General features: G+C 69.0%; 22 protein-coding genes. 14 read left to right on the top strand and 8 right to left on the bottom strand.

Annotated elements, in window-relative coordinates:
• The first annotated feature begins 92 nt into the window (after positions 1-92).
• The 6 genes from BM199_RS20250 to BM199_RS20225 all read left to right on the top strand — a co-directional run bounded on the left by BM199_RS20250 (position 93) and on the right by BM199_RS20225 (position 5,788).
• Positions 93-1,190, top strand: coding sequence for an acyl-CoA dehydrogenase family protein (locus tag BM199_RS20250; protein WP_091674833.1), 1,098 nt, complete (start codon positions 93-95; stop codon positions 1,188-1,190).
• The gene (locus BM199_RS20245) at positions 1,190-2,371 is read left to right on the top strand and encodes an acyl-CoA dehydrogenase family protein (protein WP_091674832.1); all 1,182 of its coding nucleotides are present in this window, start codon (positions 1,190-1,192) and stop codon (positions 2,369-2,371) included. Before BM199_RS20250 ends, BM199_RS20245 begins: the two co-directional genes overlap by 1 nt.
• On the top strand, positions 2,368-3,345 hold the full coding sequence (locus BM199_RS20240; RefSeq protein WP_091674831.1) for a bifunctional MaoC family dehydratase N-terminal/OB-fold nucleic acid binding domain-containing protein: 978 nt from the start codon (positions 2,368-2,370) through the stop codon (positions 3,343-3,345). The genes BM199_RS20245 and BM199_RS20240 overlap by 4 nt, the downstream gene beginning before the upstream one ends.
• Entirely contained in the window at positions 3,342-3,758 is a 417-nt protein-coding gene (locus BM199_RS20235) for a MaoC family dehydratase (RefSeq protein ID WP_091674927.1), read from the top strand. Before BM199_RS20240 ends, BM199_RS20235 begins: the two co-directional genes overlap by 4 nt.
• Positions 3,755-4,930: a lipid-transfer protein gene (locus tag BM199_RS20230; RefSeq protein WP_091674830.1), complete on the top strand. Its 1,176-nt coding sequence runs from the start codon at positions 3,755-3,757 to the stop codon at positions 4,928-4,930. Before BM199_RS20235 ends, BM199_RS20230 begins: the two co-directional genes overlap by 4 nt.
• A 96-nt stretch (positions 4,931-5,026) precedes the next feature.
• The gene (locus BM199_RS20225) at positions 5,027-5,788 is read left to right on the top strand and encodes a DUF5134 domain-containing protein (protein ID WP_091674829.1); all 762 of its coding nucleotides are present in this window, start codon (positions 5,027-5,029) and stop codon (positions 5,786-5,788) included.
• 135 nt (positions 5,789-5,923) lie between these two features.
• Here BM199_RS20225 and BM199_RS20220 read toward each other — a convergent pair whose 3' ends face one another.
• The 5 genes from BM199_RS20220 to kstD all read right to left on the bottom strand — a co-directional run bounded on the left by BM199_RS20220 (position 5,924) and on the right by kstD (position 11,059).
• Positions 5,924-6,784 (bottom strand): MaoC/PaaZ C-terminal domain-containing protein, encoded by an 861-nt coding sequence (locus BM199_RS20220; RefSeq protein ID WP_091674828.1) that lies wholly within the window; start codon positions 6,782-6,784, stop codon positions 5,924-5,926.
• A gap of 10 nt (positions 6,785-6,794) precedes the next feature.
• Positions 6,795-7,847: a ferredoxin--NADP reductase gene (locus tag BM199_RS20215; RefSeq protein WP_245788476.1), complete on the bottom strand. Its 1,053-nt coding sequence runs from the start codon at positions 7,845-7,847 to the stop codon at positions 6,795-6,797.
• Entirely contained in the window at positions 7,840-8,067 is a 228-nt protein-coding gene (locus BM199_RS20210; protein ID WP_091674926.1) for a hypothetical protein, read from the bottom strand. Before BM199_RS20210 ends, BM199_RS20215 begins: the two co-directional genes overlap by 8 nt.
• A gap of 116 nt (positions 8,068-8,183) precedes the next feature.
• Entirely contained in the window at positions 8,184-9,353 is a 1,170-nt protein-coding gene (locus BM199_RS20205) for a 3-ketosteroid-9-alpha-monooxygenase, oxygenase component (protein WP_091674826.1), read from the bottom strand.
• Complete coding sequence (gene kstD, locus BM199_RS20200; RefSeq protein ID WP_091674825.1) at positions 9,350-11,059, bottom strand: 3-oxosteroid 1-dehydrogenase; 1,710 nt, start codon at positions 11,057-11,059, stop codon at positions 9,350-9,352. Before kstD ends, BM199_RS20205 begins: the two co-directional genes overlap by 4 nt.
• 129 nt (positions 11,060-11,188) lie before the next feature.
• Here kstD and BM199_RS20195 point away from each other — a divergent pair, with 129 nt between their 5' ends.
• From BM199_RS20195 to hsaB, 5 genes are all read left to right on the top strand, one after another.
• Positions 11,189-12,811 carry an FAD-binding protein gene (locus BM199_RS20195; RefSeq protein WP_281245726.1) on the top strand — a complete coding sequence of 541 codons (1,623 nt, stop codon included), beginning with the start codon at positions 11,189-11,191 and terminating at the stop codon, positions 12,809-12,811.
• A 144-nt stretch (positions 12,812-12,955) separates the two neighbouring features.
• Positions 12,956-14,134, top strand: a complete 1,179-nt coding sequence (gene hsaA, locus BM199_RS20190) for a 3-hydroxy-9,10-secoandrosta-1,3,5(10)-triene-9,17-dione monooxygenase oxygenase subunit (protein ID WP_091674823.1) — start codon at positions 12,956-12,958, stop codon at positions 14,132-14,134.
• Positions 14,135-14,302: 168 nt separating this feature from the next.
• On the top strand, positions 14,303-15,169 hold the full coding sequence (hsaD, locus tag BM199_RS20185) for a 4,5:9,10-diseco-3-hydroxy-5,9,17-trioxoandrosta-1(10),2-diene-4-oate hydrolase (protein ID WP_342741722.1): 867 nt from the start codon (positions 14,303-14,305) through the stop codon (positions 15,167-15,169).
• On the top strand, positions 15,169-16,074 hold the full coding sequence (gene hsaC, locus BM199_RS20180; RefSeq protein WP_091674821.1) for an iron-dependent extradiol dioxygenase HsaC: 906 nt from the start codon (positions 15,169-15,171) through the stop codon (positions 16,072-16,074). Before hsaD ends, hsaC begins: the two co-directional genes overlap by 1 nt.
• Complete coding sequence (gene hsaB / locus BM199_RS20175) at positions 16,071-16,637, top strand: 3-hydroxy-9,10-secoandrosta-1,3,5(10)-triene-9,17-dione monooxygenase reductase subunit (protein ID WP_091674820.1); 567 nt, start codon at positions 16,071-16,073, stop codon at positions 16,635-16,637. Before hsaC ends, hsaB begins: the two co-directional genes overlap by 4 nt.
• Before the next feature lie 143 nt (positions 16,638-16,780).
• Here the strand turns inward: hsaB and BM199_RS20170 are convergent, their stop codons facing one another.
• The 3 genes from BM199_RS20170 to BM199_RS20160 all read right to left on the bottom strand — a co-directional run bounded on the left by BM199_RS20170 (position 16,781) and on the right by BM199_RS20160 (position 19,057).
• Positions 16,781-17,128, bottom strand: a complete 348-nt coding sequence (locus BM199_RS20170) for a hypothetical protein (RefSeq protein WP_091674819.1) — start codon at positions 17,126-17,128, stop codon at positions 16,781-16,783.
• 16 nt (positions 17,129-17,144) lie between these two features.
• A complete protein-coding gene (locus BM199_RS35100; RefSeq protein ID WP_342741721.1) occupies positions 17,145-17,471 on the bottom strand; it encodes an SAV_915 family protein in 327 nt (108 codons plus the stop codon).
• A 74-nt stretch (positions 17,472-17,545) separates the two neighbouring features.
• Positions 17,546-19,057 carry a WXG100-like domain-containing protein gene (locus BM199_RS20160; RefSeq protein WP_143101873.1) on the bottom strand — a complete coding sequence of 504 codons (1,512 nt, stop codon included), beginning with the start codon at positions 19,055-19,057 and terminating at the stop codon, positions 17,546-17,548.
• Between the two features lie 170 nt (positions 19,058-19,227).
• On the opposite strand from BM199_RS20160, the gene BM199_RS20155 reads away from it, so the two are divergent.
• The 3 genes from BM199_RS20155 to gdhA all read left to right on the top strand — a co-directional run bounded on the left by BM199_RS20155 (position 19,228) and on the right by gdhA (position 22,069).
• Positions 19,228-19,821, top strand: coding sequence for a GNAT family N-acetyltransferase (locus BM199_RS20155; protein WP_091674924.1), 594 nt, complete (start codon positions 19,228-19,230; stop codon positions 19,819-19,821).
• 72 nt (positions 19,822-19,893) lie between these two features.
• Complete coding sequence (locus BM199_RS20150) at positions 19,894-20,649, top strand: SDR family oxidoreductase (protein WP_091674817.1); 756 nt, start codon at positions 19,894-19,896, stop codon at positions 20,647-20,649.
• Positions 20,650-20,725: 76 nt separating this feature from the next.
• A complete protein-coding gene (gdhA, locus tag BM199_RS20145) occupies positions 20,726-22,069 on the top strand; it encodes an NADP-specific glutamate dehydrogenase (protein ID WP_091674816.1) in 1,344 nt (447 codons plus the stop codon).

Here is a 22,069-nt window from a genome sequence, read left to right as displayed (position 1 = left end):
ATTGTTGGGGCTTGCAGTGATCACCGGTCGTGGTTAAGACTAGAACAGGTTTCAGTTTTGGTCTCGATGGCTGCGGCAGGTGAGGAGCGGGTGTGGATTTCACTCCGGGCGACGAACAGCGGGCGGTCGCCGGGCTGACGGCCGAGATCCTGGGCCGCGAGGCCGACCCGGACCGCGTGGACGCCACGGGATACGACCAGCAGACCTGGCGCGCGCTGGCGAAGGCCGGCCTGCTCGCGCTCGCGCTGCCCGCCGAACTGGACGGTGACGGCCTCGGCCTCACCGAGGTGGCTGCCGTGCTCACCGAGATCGGACGGACCGCTGCCCAGGTGCCCGCGCTCAGCACGCTGGCGCTGGGCCTGCTCCCGTTGACCCGGCTGGGCAGTGCGCGGCAGCGGGCGACGCTGTTGCCCGAGGTCGCCGCGGGGGAGGCGCTGCTGACCGCGGCGCTGCACGAACCCTCCGATCCGCTGACCACCGCACCACGGACCTCGGCGGTCAGCGACGGCGCGCACTGGCGGCTGACCGGCACCAAGGTCGCCGTCCCCTGCGCCGCGGCCTCGGCCCGCGTCCTCGTCCCGGCCATGACCGGGAGCGGACCGGTGGTATTCCTGGTGGACCCGGAGGCCGACGGTGTCTCGATGACCGCCACCCCGAGCTCGTCCGGCGCGCCCGAGTACACGGTGCGCCTGACGGAGGCCACAGTGGACGAGGCGGACATGCTCGCCACGGCGAACCGGGGTGAGGCGCTCGGGCTGCTGCACGCGTACGCCGTCGCCGGAGCGCTGGCGTTCGGCGAGGGCGTGCTGGCCGGGGCGCTGGCGCTCACCACCCGCCACCTCAGTGCGCGGAAACAGTTCGGCAGACCGCTGGCGACCTTCCAGGCGGTGGCCCAGCAGATCGCGGACGTCTACATCGCCGAGCGCACGGTGCACCTCGCGGCGGTGTCGGTGGCGTGGCGGATCTCCACCGGCCGCGATCCGCAGCCGGACCTCGACGTCGGCGCGTACTGGCTCGCGGAGGAGGCACCTCGCGCGCTGGCCACCTGTCACCACCTGCACGGGGGGATCGGCGTGGACATCACCTATCCGCTGCACCGCTACTACGGACTGACCAAGGATCTCGGCCGTTTCTTCGGCGGCCCCGCCGCCCGGCTCGGCCTGCTGGGGGAGAGGGTGGCGAACGGCTGATGCTTCTGGAACTGACCGCGGCGCAACGACAACTGCGTGACGAACTGCGCCGGTACTTCGCGGGGCTGGTGACACCGCGGGAACGCACCGCGATGCTGCGCGAACGCCACGGCCCGGTGTTCCGCGAGATCGTCCGCCGGATGGGCCGGGACGGCTGGCTCGGCGTCGGCTGGCCCACCGAGTTCGGCGGCCGAGGGTTCGGCGAGATCGAACAGCACATCTTCGTCGACGAAGCCGCGCGCGCCGACGTCCAGCTGCCCTCGGTCACCCTGCAGACGGTGGGACCCACCCTGCAGCGGTTCGGCACCGCCGAGCAGAAGGCCGAATTCCTGCCCCGGATCCTCGCGGGCGAGGTGCACTTCGCGATCGGCTACAGCGAGCCCGACGCGGGCACAGATCTCGCGGCCTTGCGGACGTCGGCCGTGCGCCGCGGTGACGAGTACGTCGTGAACGGGCAGAAGATCTTCACCACCGGCGGGCACGATGCCGACTACATCTGGCTGGCCGTGCGCACCGACCCCGAGGCGCCGCGCCACAAAGGAATATCGATCCTGATCGTCGACACCAGCGATCCCGGCTACTCCTGGACGCCGATCATCACCTGCGACGGAGCCCACCACGTCAACGCCACGTATTACTCCGACGTCCGGGTACCGGCGAACATGGTGGTGGGGGCCGAGAACGAGGGCTGGAAGCTGATCACCACCCAGCTCAACCACGAGCGGGTGATGCTCGGCCCCGCAGGCCGGATCGGTGGACTGTACGACCGGGTCCGCGCGTGGGCGGCCGCCCGGACGACCGCGGACGGCGCGCCACTGCTGGGGCTGCCCGACGTGCGGGCCGCCCTCGCGGAAACCTTCGCGGTCACCCGGATCAACGAACTGCTCAACTGGCAGGTCGCCGCGGCCGCGGCGGGTGCGGGTTCGCCGGCCAGCGAGATCGCGGACGCCTCGGCGACGAAGATCTTCGGCTCCGAACGCATCCAGCGGGTGAGCAGAATCCTGGAGGAAGTCGTGGCCCGCCACGGTGATCTGGCCGATCCGGACACGGCGGAACTGGCGCGCTGGCTGGACACGCTCGCCAAGCGCAACCTCGTGCTGACCTTCGGGGGCGGGGTGAACGAGATTCAGCGGGAGTTGATCGCCATGGCCGGTCTCGGACTGCCGAGGGTGCCGCGATGAGCCAGGACGTGGTCGTGGACGTCCGGGCCGAGGCGGAACGGGTCGCCGCGCGGGGCCCGTCCGCCCGGCGACCGGCCAGGGACCCGGTCAACCAGGCGATGGTGAACAACTGGGTGGAGGCCATCGGGGACGCCAACCCGGTCTACACCGACGCCGAGACCGCCGTGACGTCAGGACACAGTGGACCGGTTGCGCCGCCCGCGATGGCGCAGGTGTGGACGATGAACGGCCTGCACGGCACCAGGGCACCCGACGATCCGCTCGGCGCGATGATGTCCGTGCTCGACGAGGCGGGCTTCACCTCGGTGGTGGCGACCGACTCCGAGCAGAACTACCACCGGTACCTCCGGCACGGCGAACGCGTGATGGCCAGCACCACACTGGAGAGCGTCGTCGGCCCCAAGCGCACGGCGCTGGGAGAAGGCTGGTTCGTGACCACCAGGACGGACTGGTTCGTCGGTGCGGAACTGGTCGCGGACATGATGTTCCGCGTGCTGAAGTTCCGCCCGCCGGACGGGGACGCGACGGCGGCACGGCCCACCCGGGAGAACCCGCGGATCATCGAGGCCGGTGAGCGGGCGCGGGGACAGATCCGGCCGGTGATCAGCGCGGACACCGAGTTCTTCTGGGCGGGGACCAAGGTGGGAGAACTCAGGATCCAGCGGTGGGGTGACGTGTTGCGTCATCCTCCCGGTCCTGTCGATCCCGGCGGCGACCTCGGCCGCAGCCCGGACTACGTGGTGGCAAAGGGGACCGGAACGGTCTTCAGCTACGTCACCCACCATCACCCGCCCGTTCCGGGACGGCCGTTGCCGTTCGTCGTCGCGCTGGTCGAACTCGACGAAGGCGTGCGGGTGCTCGGCGAGATCGTGGACGCTGACCCGGCAGGCGTCCACATAGGACTTTCTGTGGAGGCGGTGTTCCTGCGGATCGACGAGGACCTGACCCTGCCCGCGTGGAGGCCACGAACATGACGAGTACTCGGACGGGCCTGCTGGTGGGCACCGAGTTGCCCGAACTGCCCATCGACGTGACCCCGACCTTCATCGTCAGCACCGCCATCGCCACCAGGGACTTCCAGGACGTGCACCACGACCGGGACTCCGCGGTGGCGCGGGGGTCGAAGGACATCTTCCTGAACATCCTCACCGACACCGGGCTGGTGCAGCGGTTCGTGACCGACTGGGCGGGGCCGACGGCATTGGTACGCGGCGTGAAGATCCGTCTCGGCGTGCCGTGCTACGCCTACGACACCCTGACGCTGTCCGGAAGGGTCGTGGAGCGGCGCGACGCCGAACTGGTCATCGCGGTGAGCGGGCGCTGCTCGCTCGGCGAGCACGCCACGGCAACGGTGCGGATCGAGCTACCGGACGCGGAGGTGTCATGACGTTGTCTGGACAGGCGGCGATAGCCGGGATCGGTGCCACCGAGTTCTCCAAGGACTCCGGCCGCAGCGAACTGCGCCTCGCGGCGGAGGCCGTACGCGCCGCGCTGGCCGACGCGGGGCTTTCGCCGTCCGATGTGGATGGCCTGGTCTCGTTCACCATGGACGCCAACAGTGAGATCTCCGTGGCCAGGGAGCTCGGCATCGCGGAGCTGTCGTTCTTCAGCCGGATCCACTACGGCGGTGGTGCCGCGGCGGCGACGGTGCAGCAGGCCGCGATGGCCGTGGCCACCGGAGTCGCGGATGTCGTGGTGGCGTACCGGGCGTTCAACGAACGTTCCGGCCATCGCTTCGGCCAGGTCTCGGCCGCGGCGGCACAGCAGGTCAATTCGTCCGGGGTGGACAACAGCTTCCACTACCCGATGGGCATCGCCACCCCGGCGGCGACCGTCGCCATGCTGGCGCGGCGCTACCTGCACGACTACGGGGCCACCAGTGCGGACTTCGGCCGGATAGCGGTGGTCGATCGCAAGCACGCCGCGACCAACCCGAAGGCGTGGTTCCACGGCAGGCCGATCACGTTGGAGGAGCACCAGGCGTCCCGCTGGGTGGCCGAGCCCCTGCATCTGCTCGACTGCTGCCAGGAGAGCGACGGAGCGGTGGCACTCGTCGTCACGAGTGCGCGCAGGGCACGTGATCTGCCGCAACGCGCCGCCGTGATCGCCGCGGCCGCACAGGGCAGCGGGCCCGACCAGTACGTGATGACCAGCTACTACCGCGAGCAGCTCGCGGCCCTGCCGGAGATGGGCGTGGTCGGCAGACAGCTGTGGCAGCAGGCCGGGATCGGGCCCGCCGATGTGGACGTCGCGGTGCTCTACGACCACTTCACGCCGTACGTGCTGATGCAACTGGAGGAGCTGGGTTTCTGTGGCCGGGGCGAGGCCAAGGACTTCATCGCGGACGGCAGGCTGGAACTCGATGGGGAGCTACCGCTCAACCCGCACGGCGGCCAGCTCGGTGAGGCCTACATCCACGGGATGAACGGCATCGCGGAGGGGGTCCGGCAGCTCAGGGGCACGGCCGCCAACCAGGTGACCGATGTGCGGCGCGTGCTCGTCACCGCGGGCACCGGGGTCCCCACCAGCGGTCTCGTGCTGACCGGTGACGAGGGGTGAACCTGGAGACGTAGCGCGTTCACCTGCTTGACGGCTGGCGCGGCGCATCGTCGGCTGCCACGGTAGGCACCACGGGCGACGACGGGGAGTGAGGTCGTGGTGGCGGGTGGTCATCAGGCACTGGTGTCCTGGCTGCTCACGGTGATTTTCCTGCTGCTGCTCGTGCCGTGTCTGCGGCGGGTGACGCGGCAGGAGGTGCCCGGCGCCGAGCGCCGACGGGACAGCGACCTCGCCGAACTCCTGCTGACCCTGGCGATGGTGGCGATGCTCTCGCCGGTGGGCGGCCCGATCCCCGCCGCGGGCTGGCAGGCGGTGCTGCTCCTGGTCGCGGCCTACTTCCTCTGGGCGTTCCTGCGAAGTCCTCGTGTGCCCGCTCGCCCAGGGCACGGTCACGTCGCGCACCACGCCGTGTGCGCCGCGCTGATGCTCTACATGGTCACCGCGATGCCGCACGACGACGGCATCTCCCACGGCCCCTGGTTCACCATGGCCGAAATGGACTCGACGGCGTCGCTCGCGCTCCCCGCACTCGCGATCGCCGGCGCGCTGGGCCTCGCCGCGGACGCGGCAGTGTCCGCCGCGCGGCTCGTCAGAACCCGTTTGAAAACGCGCGACACGATCGACTCGGAGGGGCTCAGACCTGGAATGCGACCGTCACCATCACACGTCATGAGCCCCGCCTCCCCGCTCGTGGGCTCCGCCACCCGCGCGTTCTTCCACTGCCTACCGCAGTTCAGCCCAGTTTTCCGACGCCCCGCCAGAACCCGCTCGGCCGCCGGGCCCTGGTACGGCTCCCGCGAGACCTACCGCGCCACCATGGGCCTCGGCATGGCCTACATGCTCCTCGCCGCCCTCTGACTCTGTGCCGGCTGTGCACACGAGTATGCGTTCCATGTACGTGTCTTCGCGTTCTGTGCGCCTCCCTTCGCGTCACAGGTGGCGAACTCATGTACGCCGATGTCGAACTCGTGTGCACAGAACGCGAACTCACGGTCACCGGGTGCGCAGGACGGCGTCGGAGAGGACGGGGGCCTCGTCGCGGTCGGGTGCCGTCGTGGTGACCAGCAGGGTGTCGCCGTCGCGCCAGATCCGGGTGCGCAGGGTCTCGCCGGGGAGAACGATCCCGGCGAACTTCGCCGACCAGGAGCGGATACGGGTGACATCGGCGTCGAGGAGGGCGTCGGTGACGGCCTTCGCGACGATTCCGTATGTGCACAGACCGTGCAGGATAGGGGCGTCGAATCCGGCGCCGCGGGCGAACCCCGGGTCGGCGTGCAGCGGGTTGCGGTCACCGCAGAGCCGGTACAGCAGCGCCTGCTGCGGCAGGGTTGGTGTGTCGACGACGACGTCGGGATCCCGCTCCGGGAGCTCCACCCGGTCGGACGTGCCCCGCTCGCCGCCGAACCCGCCCTCACCACGGGCGAAGATGCTGGACTCTGCCGTCCACAATGGAGTGCCGGAGTCGTCGGTCACGTCGGTTCGCTGGACCACCACGGCCGCTTTGCCCTTGTCGAGCACGTCGGTGATCCGGGACCTCGCCACCGCCTCACCCGTCACGGGAATCGGGTGGTGCACCGTCACCGACTGCCGCCCGTGCACCACCTTCGCCAGATCCACCTCGACGCCGGGGAAGGACACCGACGGCGGTTCGAAGACCCGCAGATTCGCCGCCACCGTGGCGAAGGTCGGCAGTACCCGCAGGTCGCGCTCGTAGGCGTAGCGCAGCTCCCGTGGGTCCGTCGGGTCGGCCCCCGCGCCGAGCGCGAGGTGGTAGAGCAGGACGTCGGACGGCGTCCAGCCGAACTTGACCTCGTCCAACTCGGCGCCGATGGCGATGGAAGGGTCGATGGGCATGCACACACTCCTACTCGTAGCTGACCGACACCTCATCGGTGAGCGGCACCGACTGGCACGCCAGCACGATCCCCTCGTCGATGTCCTCTGCCTCCAGGACCTCGTTGTGCAGCATCTTGACCTCGCCCGAGGTGATCCGGCAGGCGCAGGCGCTGCACTGGCCCTCCCGGCAGGAGAACGGCGCGTCCAGTCCCCGTTCCAGCAGCAGGTCCAGCAGCTTGCTCCGGCGCGGCCAGGCGAGCTCGTGCCGCTCGCCGTCGAGCTCCACCCGCACCGTCGCGGGCTGTTCCTCGTGCCCGCCGGCGGATCCGGTGTCCTCCTTGGCCGGGGTGATCGTCGCGGTCTCGAACGGGTTACCGCCGAGCGATACGAACTTCTCCCGGCGAATCCGCGACCTCGGGACGTCCAGCGCCTTCAGCGCGGTCGTCGCCGCGGTCATGAACGGGGGCGGACCACAGACGAACGCCTCGTGCCCGGTGAACGGCCGCAGCAGGGTGCGCAACTGTTCGGTCGACGGCAGTCCCTGCACGCTCTCCAGCCAGTGGATCAGCGTCAGCCGGTCCGGATGCTTCTCCGCCAGCGCACGCAGATCGTGGCCGAAGATCACCGAGCGTTCGTCGCGGTTGGCGTACACGAGGACGACCTGCCCCGAGCCCTGTGCGAGCGCGGACTTGACGATCGACATCACCGGCGTGATCCCGCTACCGGCCGCGACCAGCAGCAGGTCGGTGTCCAGCGAGGCCGGACTGAACACGCCGCTCGGTGCCAGCACCTCGATCTCGCTGCCGGGCCGCACGTTGTCGCAGATCCAGTGTGAGGCGTAGCCACCGTCGGTGCGTTTCACGGTGACCTGCGGCGCGTCGCCGGTGAACGGCGAGCTGGACAGCGAGTAGCACCGCGCCACCGATCCGCACTGCTCGCTCGGCACCCGGAGGGTGAGGAACTGCCCCGGCCGGTACGCGAGCGCGGCGCGCTGCTCGGGCGTGAGGTCGAAGACGATCGAGTGGGCGTCGGCCGTCTCCTCGATCACCTCGGCCACCCGCAGCCGCAAGATGTTACTCACCGGGATCACCCAGCTCACCGTCCCGAGCGGCGCGTGCGATGCTCTCGCCCAGCCGCTCGCAGGTGTCCAGGAGCGCGGTGTGCCCGCCATCGGCGACCCGTTCGGCGAACACCGGACAGCTGGTGGCCGCGTCGGTGAGCCACTGGATGCTCGTGTGTTTCGGGCTGTTCTTCTTCACCAGCACGCATGTTCCGCACGAGGCGCACTCGTGCGGGCGCAGTCCCGAGGAGAGGAACTCGCGCCGATCGGCGAGCGTGTCCGCCCTGGCCGTCGGCTCACCGAAGGTAGTACGACCACCCGGCGGTCCGTGCTGGGTACCCGTTCCGGCCACCATCGTCAGACTCCGGCTTCCGAACTCTGCTCAGCGTGCCGAGCCTCGTCCTGCTGCCGCCGCAGGTTCTCGGCCACCTCTCGCGACCACACCTCGTTGGCCCTGGAAGTGTCCACTTCGAACTCGAAGCGTCGGGTCATGTCCTCGGCCACCTCGTCGGCGTCCACATAGAACTGTTCGTACCACCGGCGGAGCTGGTATACCGGCCCGTCCTCCTCGCAGAGCAGCGGGTTGTCGATCCGGGTCTTGTTCTTCCAGATCTCCACGTCCTGCATGAAGCCGACGCCGATGCTCTTCGCGAACTTCCCGGCGATCTTGTCGGCCTGCTCGTCCGACACTCCGGGCAGCTTCTTCACGATCACACCCCACTGCAGCACGAAGGAGTTCTCCGTGACCGGGTAGTGGCAGTTGATCAGCACGTTCTCGACGTCGAATCCCTTGTAGGTGTTCAACAAGGTGTTGATCATGTACGAGGGGCCGTGGTAGGAGGCCTCCGAACGCAGCAGGTTCTCCTCACCGCCGTAGTTCGACGCCATCCCGACGTCGGGCCTGCCCTTGGTGTTGAGGAACTGCGAGGCGATGTGGCCCTCGAAGACGTTCTTGAAGTACGTGGGGAAGGCGAAGTGGATGTAGAAGAAGTGGGCCATGTCCACGACGTTGTCCACGATCTCCCGGCAGTTGGCGCCCTCGATCAACACCGAGTCCCACGTCCAGTTGCTCCACTCGCCGTTAAACACGCCCTCGATCCGCGGGATCGTCACGTCCTCCGGCGGCGGCTTGCCCTCGGGGTCGTTCCAGACGAAGAGTTGCCTGTTCTCCTCCATGGTGCGCCAGGACCGGGTGCGTGCCCGCAACGGAACGCGCTTCGCGTAGGGGATCGAGACGCACTTGCCGTTGCCGTTCCAGCGCCAGTCGTGGAACGGGCAGGCGATCTCGTCTCCCTTGACCGTGCCCTGGGTCAGATCCCCGCCCATGTGCCTGCAGTAGCCGTCGAGGACGTGTAGTTCGCCGTCGCTCTGGCTCTGGAACACGACCAGTTTGGTGCCGAAGGCGTTGATCGCGTGGGGTTTGCCGTCCTTGAAGTCCTCGGCGAGGCCGAGGCAGTGCCAGCCGCGGGCGAACCGGGTCGGCGGGGCACCGGCATCGATCGTGCGGACGGCGTCAGCCTGCGTCATCGGTTACCTCCACCTGAGCGCTCGACGGTCGAGCGGTGTTGATTGTTCGATGCGAGGTGCTGGGCCGCAAGGTAGCCGAACACCATCGCCGGGCCGATCGTCGCGCCGGGTCCCGCGTACGTGCGGCCCATGACCGCGGCGCTGGCGTTGCCCGCCGCGTAGAGCCCGCCGATCACCGAGCTGTCCTCGCGCAGCACCCTGGCGTGCACGTCGGTGCACAGTCCGCCCTTCGTGCCGAGGTCGCCCGGCACGATCCGGACGGCGTAGTACGGGGCCGCCTCCAGTGCGCCGAGGCTCGGGTTGGGCCGGTTGCGGGGGTCGCCGTAGTAGTGGTCGTAGGCGCTCGTGCCACGGCCGAAGTCGGCATCGACGCCGGTCGCGGCGAACGAGTTGAACCGGGACACCGTGGCCGTCAGCGCGTCGGCGGGGACCTCGATCCGCTCGGCCAGCTCCGCGAGCGTGTCTGCCCTTGCCGCGATGCCGGCCTTGTACCAGCGCCCGGGCAGCGGTTGGCGTGGGCCGAGTCCGGTGAACATGTACCGGTTGCGGTAGCGCTGGTCGAACACCAGCCAGGCCGGGATGTTCTCGGCGGGCCCGTCGCCCGGCCCGTACATCGCGTGCACGGCCTCCACGTACGGCGCCGACTCGTTGACGAACCGTTCGCCCCGGGCGTTGACCATGAGGCATCCCGGGCGCGAGCGTTCCGCGAGGGCGAACCACGGCCCGCCGGTCAGCGGGATCGACGGGCCCCACCAGGCGTCGTCCATCAGGTCGACGGCCGCGCCGAGGGCGAGACCGGCGTTGATGCCGTCACCGGTGTTCGCCTCCGCTCCCACGGTCCATTCCGTGCCGATGGGGGTCCGCTGGTACTTGACCCGCATCTGCTCGTTCTGCTCGAACCCGCCGGAGGCCAGCACCACACCACTGCGGGCGCGCAGCAGCACCTCCTCGCCCTCGCGGCGGACGAGCACGCCGGTGACGCGGGCGTCCTCGACGTGCAGGCTCAGCAGCGGCGTGTCCAGCCAAACCGGCACTCCCGCCTGCTGCAGCCCGGCCCTGAGCCCGGCGGCCAGCGCCTGTCCCATCGACAGCAGCTTCTTGCCGGTGACGCGCCCGGCGATTCCGCGCAGCCCGAGCTGGACGAGCCGGAGGATGCCCCTGGGGTGCCGCGCGATCAGGCTGAGCCAGCGGAAGTCCGCCTGGGTGATCGGCACGCCCATCGGCGGCGCGCTGTATGGCGGTTCGAGGTGTGCCAGCTCCGGGCCGAGGATCCTGCCGTCGAGCGGTCTCGGCTCCACCGACCGGCCGCTGGGGAGTCCGCCGGGGGCCTCGGGGTGGTAGTCGGAGTAGTCGCGCACCCAGCGCAGTCGCAGGGGGGTGTTGCGGTGCACGAACTCGACCACGGCAGGCCCGTGGTCGAGGTAGGCGTCCCTGCGCTCAGGGGGGACGATGTCGCCGACGATGGCGGCCAGGTACTGCCTGGCCTGCTCCGGGGTGTCGCGGACGCCGGCCGCTTGCAGTGCCTCGTTGCCGGGGATCCAGACACCTCCGCCCGAGCGGGCCGTCGAGCCGCCGAACCTGCCGGCCTTCTCGATGACAACCGTGTCCAGCCCCAGTCGGGCGGCGGCGAGAGCGGCGGTCATCCCCGCCGCCCCGCTGCCGACCACGATCACGTCGAATTCGCCCGCGCAATGCCGGCCTGCCATGACACCTCCGTCGTTCCAAGGCCGTGAATGACGCCTGGACCTGAAACACGTTATAGTTTTGCTGGAGCCTGTTCGCAACCGCTGTCGACACCATAGACGAGAACGTGTTTCAGTTCTAGGGTAGGCGATGTGGCTGAACACGACACGGATATGGCCGATGTCATTGTCGTCGGATTCGGCGCCGCTGGCGCCTGCGCGGCGATCGAGGCGGCCGAGACGGGTGCCGATGTGCTGGTAGTGGACCGGTTCGCCGGTGGCGGGGCCACGGCGGTCAGTGGAGGCGTGGTCTACGCGGGCGGCGGGACCGCTCAGCAGGTCGCCGCGGGAGTGGCCGACACGGCCGAATCGATGTACGCGTATCTCGAACGCGAGGCCGGCGACGTCGTGTCGGCGGCGACCCTGCGGCGGTTCTGCGACGGCAGCCCCGAGATGATCCGCTGGCTGGAGGGTCATGGTGTCCCGTTCGAGGGCAGCCTGTGTCCCGACAAGACCTCGTATCCCAACAACGACTACTACCTCTACTACTCCGGCAGCGAGTGCTCCGGCGCGTTCTGTTCGGTGACGCCGCCCGCGGCGCGCGGGCACCGGGTCAGGGGGAAGGGGACGTCGGGTGCGCTGCTGCACTCCCGGCTGGCCGAGTCGGCTCGGCGCCACGGTGTGCGGGTGCTGCCGCAGGCCGCTGCGGCACGCCTGATCGTCCGGGACGACGGGTCGGTGGGCGGTCTGGTGGTGCGGACCCTGCGGGACGCGCCGCGCTGGGTGCGAACGACTCACCGCGTGCTCGGCAAGTACTCCGCGAAGCCCGGTCTCTACATCCCGGCGATGCGCAAGGCGCTGCACCGGCGCGCGGAGGCGCTCGAGCGTCGCTATGCGCGGGAGGTGACGCTCACCGCGCGGCATGGCGTGGTGCTGTCCGCGGGCGGTTTCATCGCGAACCGCGCACTGGTCCGGGAGCACGCGCCCGCCTACCGGGGCGGGCTCGCGCTGGGCACGTCGGCCGATGACGGGTCCGGCATGCGGCTCGGCGTCGAGGCGGGCGGCGCGACCGCGGAGCTGGACAAGATCTCCGCCTGGCGATTCCTCAGTCCGCCGAGTGCCTTTCTCGGCGGGATCCTGGTCGACGCACAGGGCCGCCGGATCATCGACGAGTCCCGTTACGGCGCCGCGGTCGGGGAAGCCATGATCACCCGCCATGGGGGCAAGGGCTGGCTGCTCGTGGACGACACGATCGTGCGGCAGGCGCGGCGTTCGGCGCGCAAGCAGAGCCAGTGGTTCCAGTGGCTGCAGGTGGTGTACCTGCTCGGCAGGGGGCGCGTCCGGGCCGCGACGCTGCCCGAGGTCGCCCGCGCGGCGGGGATCGATCCGGCGGGCCTCGCGGAGACGGTTGGGCTCTACAACGCGGCCGCGATGGCCGGCGCGCCCGATCCCATGGGCAAGCCCGCCGAGTTCGTCCGCGCTCTGCGCACCGGCCCGTATTCGCTGATCGACCTGTCGATCCGGCCGAACCTCGGCTATCCGTGCCCGATGATCACCCTCGGTGGCCTGGTGGTCGATGAGGAGACCGGGCGGGTACGTGACACCGGAGGTGTGCCGATCACCGGGCTCTACGCGGCGGGGCGGACCGCGGTGGGAATCTGTTCTCGGTCTTACGTGAGTGGGCTGTCGCTGGCCGACTGCGTGTTCTCCGGCAGGCGCGCCGGGCGGCATGCTGCGACGGTTGCGCTGCGGGAAACGGAGAAGGAGATCCGCTGATGTCTATAGTGGACATACGAGCAAGAGTACCGCTGCCAGCGGGTCTCGACAAAAACGAGAACATGTTCTAGTCTTGGTCTCGCGACGGCGGCAGGACGCTGCCCGAGGCTGTCAGAGGATGTCGAACGAGGGACGGGGCAGGACATGACCGAGCAGGACACCCGTGGGGTGATCGCGGGAATTCAGGAGTTGCTGCCCACTCTGCGCGAGCGCGCGCAGGACACCGAGGACGCGCGCCGGATTCCGGACGAGTCGATCAAGGCGCTGCAGGAGACCGGCTTCTTCAAACTCCTGCAGCCGACACTCCACGGTGGCTACGAGGCCGATCCCGTGACGTTCTACACCGCGGTGAAGCTGATCGCGAGCGCCTGCGGTTCCACCGGGTGGGTGGCGTCCATTCTCGGTGTGCACCCGTGGCACCTCGCGCTCTTCGACGCCCAGGCGCAGGAGGACGTGTGGGCCGAGGACGTGGATGTGCGGATCTCCTCCTCCTACGCCCCGATGGGCAAGGCGAAGGTCGTGGACGGCGGCTACCGGCTCAGTGGCAAGTGGAGCTTCTCCTCCGGCTGTGACCACGCCACCTGGGTTCTGCTCGGCGCGCCCGCGTTCGACCCCGAGGGCAAGCCCGTCGACTTCTGCACGTACCTGTTGCCGATCAGCGACTACACGATCGACGATGTCTGGGACACCGTGGGACTGCGGGGGACCGGCAGCAACGACATCGTCGTCGACGACGTTTTCGTGCCACAGCATCGCGCGCTGAGCTTCATGGCGACGTCCAAGTGCAAGACTCCGGGGCAGGAGGTCAATCCGGGGCCCCTGTACCGCCTGCCGTACGGCTCGGTGCATCCCAGCACGATCACCGCGCCGATCATCGGGATGGCTCAGGGTGCCTACGACGCGCACGTGGAGTACCAGCGGTCCCGGGTTCGCGCGGCGTATGCCGGGGAGAAGTCCGCGGAGGACCCCTTCGCGAAGGTGCGGATCGCCGAGGCGGCAAGCGAGATCGACGCGGCCTGGTTGCAGCTGACGCACAACATCGACGAGCTGTACCAGTGCGCGCTGGCCGGGGAGAAGCTGCCGTTCGCCACGCGGTTGCGAGTGCGCCGCGACCAGGTCCGGGGCACGGAGCGGGCGATCATGGCGATCGACCGGCTCTTCGAGAACTCCGGTGGGCGGGCGCTGCGGACGGGCACACCGATCCAGCGGTTCTGGCGCGACGCGCACGCGGGCCGGGTGCATGCGGCGAACGACCCGGAACGCGCGTACACGATGTTCGGCACCGGCGAGTTCGGCCTCCCGGTAGAAAACGCGATGGTGTAAGGGGATTGAGTGACGTGAGTTTCTCAGACAAGAGTGATATGTGGAACGCGCCTGCCGAAGGCCCGCTGTCGAGGCGGCAGGACTCCGTTCTCCACAGGGTGGCGGACTTGGTCGGGAGAGCCCAGGCGACTCGACAGCGCACGCGCGTTCGCAGCGGACACTAAGGGGATTAACGACGTGAGCGAGGGTCAGTACGTTCAGGTGCGTGACGATCTCCGTCTGCACTACCACGAGGCCGGTTCGGAACACTCGGAGACGGTGATCCTGCTACACGGGGGCGGTCCTGGGGCCTCGGCCTGGAGCAACTTCGGCCGCAACCTGCCGGTGCTCGCCAAGTCCTTCCGGGTGCTCGCGGTGGACCAGCCCGGGTTCGGGCACTCGGACAAGCCGACCGAGCACCCGCAGTACTTCACCCACAGCGCGAACGCCGTGGCCGGCCTGATGGACGCCCTCGGGATCGAGCGGGCGCACATGATCGGCAACTCGCTCGGCGGGGGAGCGGCGGTCCGGCTCGCGCTGGATCATCCCGATCGCGCGGGCAGGCTGGTGCTGATGGGGCCCGGCGGGCTCAGCGTCAACGTGTTCTCGCCCGATCCCACGGAGGGGATCAAGAATCTCGGGCGGTTCGCCGCGCCGCCCGGGCCGAGCAAGGAGAAGCTCGAGGCGTTCCTCAGGGTGATGGTGCACGACCAGTCGCTGATCACCGACGAACTGGTCGAGGAACGGTTCGCCGCGGCGAGCAAGCCCGAGTCGCTGGCGGCGATGGCGGCGATGGGCGCGTCGTTCGCCCAACCGGACACCTACGAGCAGGGCATGTTGTGGCGCGAGGCCCACCGGCTGCGGCAGCGGGTGCTGCTGATCTGGGGGCGGGAGGACCGGGTCAACCCCCTGGACGGCGCGCTGCTCGCGCTCAAGACCATTCCACGCGCGCAGTTGCACGTGTTCGGCCGGTGCGGGCACTGGGCGCAGCTGGAGAAGTTCGAGGAGTTCAACCGGCTCGCGGTCGACTTCCTGAAGGACGGAGGGAAATCCTGATGGGGATCCGTTCACTGGGCTACCTGCGCATCGAGGCCACCGACATGGCCAAGTGGCGGGAGTACGGCCTGAAGGTGCTCGGCATGGTCGAGGGCAGCGGTACCCACCCCGATGCGCTCTACCTGCGGATGGACGACTTCCCGGCGCGGCTGGTGATCGTGCCGGGGGAGAACGACCGGCTGACGCGGACCGGATGGGAGGTCGCGAACGCCGGCGAGCTGGAGGAGATCCGGAGCAGGTTGCACGAGAACGGTGTGCCGTTCAAGGAAGGCACGGCCGACGAGCTCGCCGACCGCAGGGTGGACGAGCTGATCTCCTTCGACGACCCCTCCGGCAACACCCAGGAGGTGTTCCACGGTGTCGCGCTGGAGCACCGGCGCGTGGTGAGCCCGTACGGGCACCGGTTCGTGACCGGGGAGCAGGGACTCGGGCACGTCGTACTGTCCACTCACGACGACGAGGCCGCGCTGCGGTTCTACCGGGACGTGCTCGGTTTCCGGTTGCGGGACTCGATGAAGCTGCCACCGCAGTTCGTCGGCAGGCCGGCGGACGGGCCGCCCGCGTGGCTGCGGTTCTTCGGCTGCAACCCGCGCCACCACAGTCTGGCGTTCCTGCCGATGCCCACGCCCAGCGGCATCGTGCACCTGATGGTGGAGGTGGAGAACACCGACGACGTGGGGCTCTGCCTTGACCGCGCCAAACGGCGGGAGGTGCCGATGTCCGCCACCCTCGGCAGGCACGTCAACGACCTGATGTTGTCGTTCTACATGAAGACACCCGGCGGGTTCGACGTCGAGTTCGGCTGCGAGGGCAGGCAGGTCGACGACGACAGCTGGATCGCCAGGGAGAGCACGGCGGTCAGCCTGTGGGGCCACGACTTCTCGGTAGGAGCGCAGCAGAAGTGACGGCGGGGGCCCGCGTCGGGTTCGACTCGGCCCGCTTCCGGTCCGTGCTCGGGCACTTCTGCACCGGCGTCACGGTGATCACCGGGCACGACGGGGAGCGGCCTGCCGGGTTCGCCTGCCAGTCGTTCGCGGCGCTGTCGCTCGATCCACCGCTGGTGTTGTTCTGCCCGGCGAAGACCTCCCGCAGCTGGCCCGCGATCGAACGGGCCGGCCGGTTCGCGGTGAACGTCCTCGCCGAGGACCAGCGCGAGGTCAGCGCGGTGTTCGGTGCCAGGGGCGCGGACAAGTTCGAGGCAGTGGGCTGGCGTCCCGCCGCATCCGGTGCGCCGCTGCTCGACGGCTCGCTCGCCTGGATGGACTGTGTCGTCGACGCCGTACACGAGGCAGGCGACCACCTGGTCGTCGTCGGCCGGGTCACCGAACTCGGCGACACCCGCGACACCCGCCCGCTGCTGTTCTACCGCGGCGCCTACACCGCCGCGGAAGACACGACGGCGAACGGCCAGATCCGCGAGGACCTGGACGGCATGCTCACCTGGCCCCGCCCCGACGACTGGTTCTAGCCCGACTTGGCACTTCCGGCGCCCGAGTTCGCAGTTCCGGGGACTGACTTGGCACATCCGGGGGCCGAGTTGGCACTTCCGGCGGGGCGATCACGGCATGCCGCGAACCTGTGACACCACCGCGCGGCAACGAGCATCCGGAGCTACTGAGGGTTTTCGCCATCCTGGGTCGTGTCGGCACCGGTGAGGCTGCGAACCGTGTTCGTGCCCTGGACGTTCGCGGCCAGGTAGTCGTCGACGCAGCACTGCGCGTCGTCGCAGATGTTGCGGTACGTGCCAGGAATGGCGTCGGCCCGTGCCATCAGACGTTCGGCGACCGGCAGGTACCTCGTCCGAAAGGCCTGCGAGATGACGTCCTCGCCGACCCCGGACAGCCCGGCGGTCAGCGCCGCCCGCCGGCTCTGCCATGCCGAGTCGAATGACTCACCCGCCGCCCGAAGCCGGTTGACTCCGTTGGTCACCCCGTCGGGGTCCATGTCGTATAGAGTCATCGTTGCCTCCTCGTCATCAGGCTGTCGTATGCCGCGGTTGCGGACTGCGGAGCGTGGTTCGGTGTTCCTCCGGGACGACGACGTCGAGCAGGACCAGGTCGAAGGCCGCAGCCTGCCTCATCGGCGTCAGCATTGTGGTCGGAGCCACCAGCCAGGGCTGGTCGGTGCCGCAACAGAACTCGAGCCGGTCGAGGGCCGAGTAAACCAGAACTGCGACACGGCCGTCCTTCGTACTGTGGTATTCGATGACTGCGTCCTCGGGATTCCTGACGTGTTCCGTGCAGGGAAGATAAATGACCGGAGGAAGCTTCCGGGAAATTTCTACTTCTGCATTCTCAAACATTCCTTTTCTCCTGATCTTTCTTCCAGGAAGGGTGAAAAGAAGGAGGACCTCGCCGCGACAGGCGAACAAGCTGTTCAGAAGATGTCGTTCCAGGCGGTGCGACCACCGTCCAGGAGTGCGTGCCCTGTCTCGTCCAGCGAATTCACGCCGTCAAGCAGCGCCCCTCCCGGGTCGCCGACACCGTTCTCGAACAATGAGTCGACCGCTCCGGAGGCAACCACTCCCGCACCGAGCCCGATGATTGCTCCGGGGATCGCGCCGATACCCGCGCCACCCACGGCGCCCGCCACGAACCCGGCCGCGGCGGGGGCTGCGATACTCGCCGCCAGTCCCGCGCTGTTGGATGCCACGGCTTGCCAGAACGACTCCCTTTCCTCGGGCGGCGCTTCATGGACATCGTGGGCGGCACTTCCGAGCGCTGCCAATCCTCCCAACACACCTCCGCCGACCTTCCCCACCTTCAGGACCTTGGAGGCCACATCGTCGAATCCCTGAGCCGCCACGCTGGAGGCATGCTTTTGCGCAAGGAGGTTCGCTCCTGAGTCGAGGGCGGTGCCGGACACGGCGTAAAGCCCCGGAGCGGGGTCACCGGGAGTTGAGGCGGGCGGAGCTTCCACCTGTTCCCAGCCGGGATCGTTCGCGATGTTGTTCGCTGCCTGGTTGACCAGGTCGCGATTCTCGCCGACGGTGATGTCGACGATCCTTCGCCCGGCGACGTCGCGTTCTCCTGGTGGAAGGGTCGAGGTGGCAAGGTAGTAGCCCGGTGCCTGACGTGCGATGTTCTGCTCCATCCCATCGCTGGCTGCCCTGGCTTGTTCGCCTGCGCGCCGGACCTGCTCGTCCATGGCCCTGGCGGAATCGCCAACGCTCCTCGTTTCCTCGAGCGAGGGATCCGTCCGTCGTTGCATGCTCTCTTGAGCCGGGTCCTGCCACGAATCCCGGACGGCGGCCATACCGCCGGTGCCCTCCGAGTGCACGGTGTCCGCACTGCGACCGGTGCCGTTCCACTGCTGACCAAGATCATCGAGTATGCCCGCTGGGGTGTCGAGGTTCGGGCCTTCGTTTCGTACGGTCGTCGCGAATTCGTCGTCCAGCGGAAGGACGCCTTCTGCCGGCTTGTCCTCGTCCTTCACCTCCCGCACGTCAGCGCCGGGAATGATTCCGGGAACCTCGTCGCCACTTCCCTCGCCGGACGCGTCCTGCGCCTCCCGCATCTCCCCGCCGGGGACAGTTTCCGGCACCTCTTCGCCGTCCGCTGCCGGTGCGTCTTTTCCCGGCTGCTGTTCCGCGTTTTCGGGCCCCGGTTTCTGCGAGTGGTCGTCCGGGGAAGCTCCGCCGGGATCCTCGCCACCGGAGGTGGATTCTGACGGTGGCGGCGTTTCGGACGCCGTGCTCGCTCCGTCCCCGGCGGGCTCCTTTGGCGGAGCGGGCGCCGTCGAGTCGTCCGCGGGCGCTTCCTGCTCGGTGTTCGACTCGCCGGATGTCTCCGGCGGCGGGGCTCCCGCTGATGATGGCGGGGCGGATGAACTGTTGTCGGTGCCGCTCTGATCAGCTGTGCCGGAACCATCGTCAGAAGGTGCCGTCATGTCGTTCCCCCTCGGGACTGCCGATGCGCTCTCGTCGCGACCCAGTCTCGTCCGGCGTCGTGCGGGAAGGACCGGCTTGTCAGGTTGCGGTCACGCTTGTGTCCTGCGCCTGCCAACGGCGGGGCGAAATCCGGTTGGTGACGTCCGGGCTGTCCCGGCACGATCGGTTCGTGCCCTATGTGCTGGAGACCGCGCGGCTGACACTGCGTCCTCTCACCGTGTCCGACGTGGACAACCTCCTCGAGTTGGACGCCGACCCCGAGGTGATGCGATACCTCAGCGCGGGTCCCGGACCCACCCGCCACGAGATCCGTGACGAGGTCCTGCCCTGGATGCGCGGCTACGACGAGCGGGAACCGGGGTACGGCTTCTGGGCGGCCGAGGCCACACTCGAGGGCGACTTCCTCGGCTGGTTCGAACTCCGGCCCCTGCCGGACCGGGAACCGGGGGAGGCGGAGCTGGGATACCGGCTCCGGCGCTCGGCGTGGGGGAAGGGCTACGCGACGGAGGGCGCAGCGGCCCTGGTCTGGGCAGGATTCACCGAGTTCGGGGTGCGGCGGGTGCTGGGCGAGACGATGACGATCAACGCACGGTCCCGGCGGGTGCTGGAGAAGATCGGTCTCCGGTTCGTCCGGACCTTCCACGAGTCGTGGCACCAGCCCGTCGAGGGCGCCGAGCACGGTGACGTCCAGTACGCGCTCACCGGCGAGGAGTGGGCGAGCAGCCACGGCCCGCGGCCGGAGCTCCGGGTCTGGGCCACGTAACTGCCAACTCAGGCCCCGGAACTGCCAAGACGTGGCCCGGAACCGCCAAGTCGGGGTGGCTAGGATGCGGGGATGAGTGCTGGGCGGGTGGCTGTGGTGACCGGGGCGGGGTCGGGGATCGGGCGGGAGGTCGCGGTCGCCCTGCTCGGGCAGGGCTGGCGGGTGGCACTTGCCGGGCGGCGGGAGGCCGCGCTGCGGGACACCGCCGACGCCGTGCCCGAGTCCGCGAGTTCCGCGCTGGTGGCGCCGACCGACGTGACCGAGGACGACTCGGTGGCCGCGCTGTTCGCGGCCGTGCGGGAGCGGTGGGGCAGGCTCGACCTGCTGGTGAACAACGCCGGTACCTTCGGGCCCGCCGGTTCGGTCGACGAGCTCACGCCCCGGCAGTGGCGCGAGGTGGTGGAGGTCAACCTCACCGGGATGTTCCTCTGCGCCCACCACGCGGTGCTGGCGATGCGGGACCAGGACCCCGCGGGTGGCCGGATCATCAACAACGGATCGATCTCCGCCCACGCCCCGCGCCCGCGCAGCGTGGCCTACACCGCGACGAAGCACGCGATCACCGGCCTGACGAAGTCGATCTCTCTCGACGGGCGCGGGCACAACGTGGCGTGTGGACAGATCGACATCGGCAACGCCGCCACCGAGATGACCAGCGGTATCGCCCGCGGCGCCGCCCAGGCCGACGGCAGTGTCGCCGCCGAGCCGACCTTCGATGCCGCACACGTCGCCGAAGCGGTGCTCTACATGGCCGGGCTGCCGCTGTCGGCGAACGTACAGTTCCTGACCGTGACCGCGACGACCATGCCATTCATCGGCCGGGGCTGAGACCACGGTTTCGGACGGCCGGTACCCGGGTAGGCAGCGCCGACGTAGGCGCGGACGAGGAAACGGAGACGCAAGCGTGCCCCTGCACGAGAAACTGGAATCGGTGTACGCGGACGTGCTGTCCCGCAATCCCGGCGAGGTGGAGTTCCACCAGGCCGTCCGAGAGGTGCTGGAGAGTATCGGACCCGCGCTCGGCAAGCACCCGGAGTACGCGGACGCGCGGATCATCTCCCGCCTGTGTGAGCCTGAACGTCAGATCATCTTCCGTGTGCCGTGGGAGGACGACGCGGGCGGCATTCACATCAACCGCGGCTTCCGGGTGGAGTTCAACAGCGCACTCGGTCCGTTCAAGGGCGGGCTGCGCTTTCATCCGTCGGTCTATCTCGGGACCATCAAGTTCCTCGGCTTCGAGCAGGTCTTCAAGAACGCGCTGACCGGGCTCCCGATCGGCGGCGGCAAGGGCGGTTCGGACTTCGACCCCAAGGGCCGTTCGGACCGCGAGATCATGCGTTTCTGCCAAAGCCTCATGACGGAGCTCTACCGGCACATCGGCGAGTACACCGACGTGCCGGCCGGCGACATCGGCGTCGGCGGCAGGGAGATCGGCTACCTGTTCGGCCAGTACAAACGGATCACCAACCGGTACGAGTCGGGAGTCCTCACCGGGAAGGGTCTGCTCTACGGCGGGGCGAAGGTTCGGACCGAGGCAACCGGCTACGGAAGTGCGTTCTTCGTCAACGAGATGCTGGCCGCCAGAGGCGAGTCGTTCGAGGGTCGCACGGTGGTGGTCTCGGGCTCCGGCAACGTCGCCATCTACGCCATCGAGAAGGTTCACCAACTCGGCGGCAAGGTGGTCGCCTGTTCGGACTCCAGCGGCTACATATACGACGAGAAGGGCATCGATGTCGAGCTGCTGAAGGAGATCAAGGAGGTCCGGCGAGAGCGGATCGAGGCGTACGCGGAGCGGGTCGCGCACGCGAGCTACGTCCCGGACCGGCTGGTCTGGGAGGTGCCGTGCGAGGTGGCGATGCCCTGCGCGACGCAGAACGAGATCACCGGCAAGGAGGCGCTCGCGCTCGTGCGTAATGGATGTATCGCGGTCGGCGAGGGGGCGAACATGCCCTGCACGCCCGAGGGCGTGCAGGCGTTCCTCGATGCCGGGATCGCGTTCGGCCCCGGAAAGGCGGCCAACGCCGGTGGTGTGGCGACCTCTGCGCTTGAGATGCAGCAGAACGCGTCCCGCGACTCCTGGTCCTTCGAGTACTCCGAGCAGCGCCTGGAGCAGATCATGAAGGATATCCACGCGCGGTGCTCCGAGACGGCCGAGGAGTACGGGATGCCGGGCAACTACGTGGCGGGGTCCAACATCTCGGCCTACACCCGGGTCGCGGAAGCCATGCTGTCGCTCGGGCTGATCTGA

Source organism: Amycolatopsis marina, assembly GCF_900111885.1.
GTDB lineage: Bacteria > Actinomycetota > Actinomycetes > Mycobacteriales > Pseudonocardiaceae > Amycolatopsis > Amycolatopsis marina.
This window is presented reverse-complemented; position numbering and strand designations above follow the sequence as displayed.

Excerpts from the sequence above, each read along its gene's own strand:
- BM199_RS20245 (WP_091674832.1), top strand. The coding sequence starts at position 1,190 with ATGCTTCTGGAACTGACCGCGGCGCAACGACAACTGCGTGACGAACTG.
- BM199_RS20170 (WP_091674819.1), bottom strand. The coding sequence starts at position 17,128 with ATGACTCTATACGACATGGACCCCGACGGGGTGACCAACGGAGTCAAC.
- hsaA (WP_091674823.1), top strand. The coding sequence starts at position 12,956 with ATGACCGAGCAGGACACCCGTGGGGTGATCGCGGGAATTCAGGAGTTG.
- BM199_RS20205 (WP_091674826.1), bottom strand. The coding sequence starts at position 9,353 with ATGACGCAGGCTGACGCCGTCCGCACGATCGATGCCGGTGCCCCGCCG.
- BM199_RS20230 (WP_091674830.1), top strand. The coding sequence starts at position 3,755 with ATGACGTTGTCTGGACAGGCGGCGATAGCCGGGATCGGTGCCACCGAG.
- BM199_RS20150 (WP_091674817.1), top strand. The coding sequence starts at position 19,894 with ATGAGTGCTGGGCGGGTGGCTGTGGTGACCGGGGCGGGGTCGGGGATC.
- BM199_RS20240 (WP_091674831.1), top strand. The coding sequence starts at position 2,368 with ATGAGCCAGGACGTGGTCGTGGACGTCCGGGCCGAGGCGGAACGGGTC.
- BM199_RS20235 (WP_091674927.1), top strand. The coding sequence starts at position 3,342 with ATGACGAGTACTCGGACGGGCCTGCTGGTGGGCACCGAGTTGCCCGAA.
- hsaC (WP_091674821.1), top strand. The coding sequence starts at position 15,169 with ATGGGGATCCGTTCACTGGGCTACCTGCGCATCGAGGCCACCGACATG.
- BM199_RS20160 (WP_143101873.1), bottom strand. The coding sequence starts at position 19,057 with ATGACGGCACCTTCTGACGATGGTTCCGGCACAGCTGATCAGAGCGGC.
- BM199_RS20220 (WP_091674828.1), bottom strand. The coding sequence starts at position 6,784 with ATGCCCATCGACCCTTCCATCGCCATCGGCGCCGAGTTGGACGAGGTC.
- BM199_RS35100 (WP_342741721.1), bottom strand. The coding sequence starts at position 17,471 with ATGTTTGAGAATGCAGAAGTAGAAATTTCCCGGAAGCTTCCTCCGGTC.
- kstD (WP_091674825.1), bottom strand. The coding sequence starts at position 11,059 with ATGGCAGGCCGGCATTGCGCGGGCGAATTCGACGTGATCGTGGTCGGC.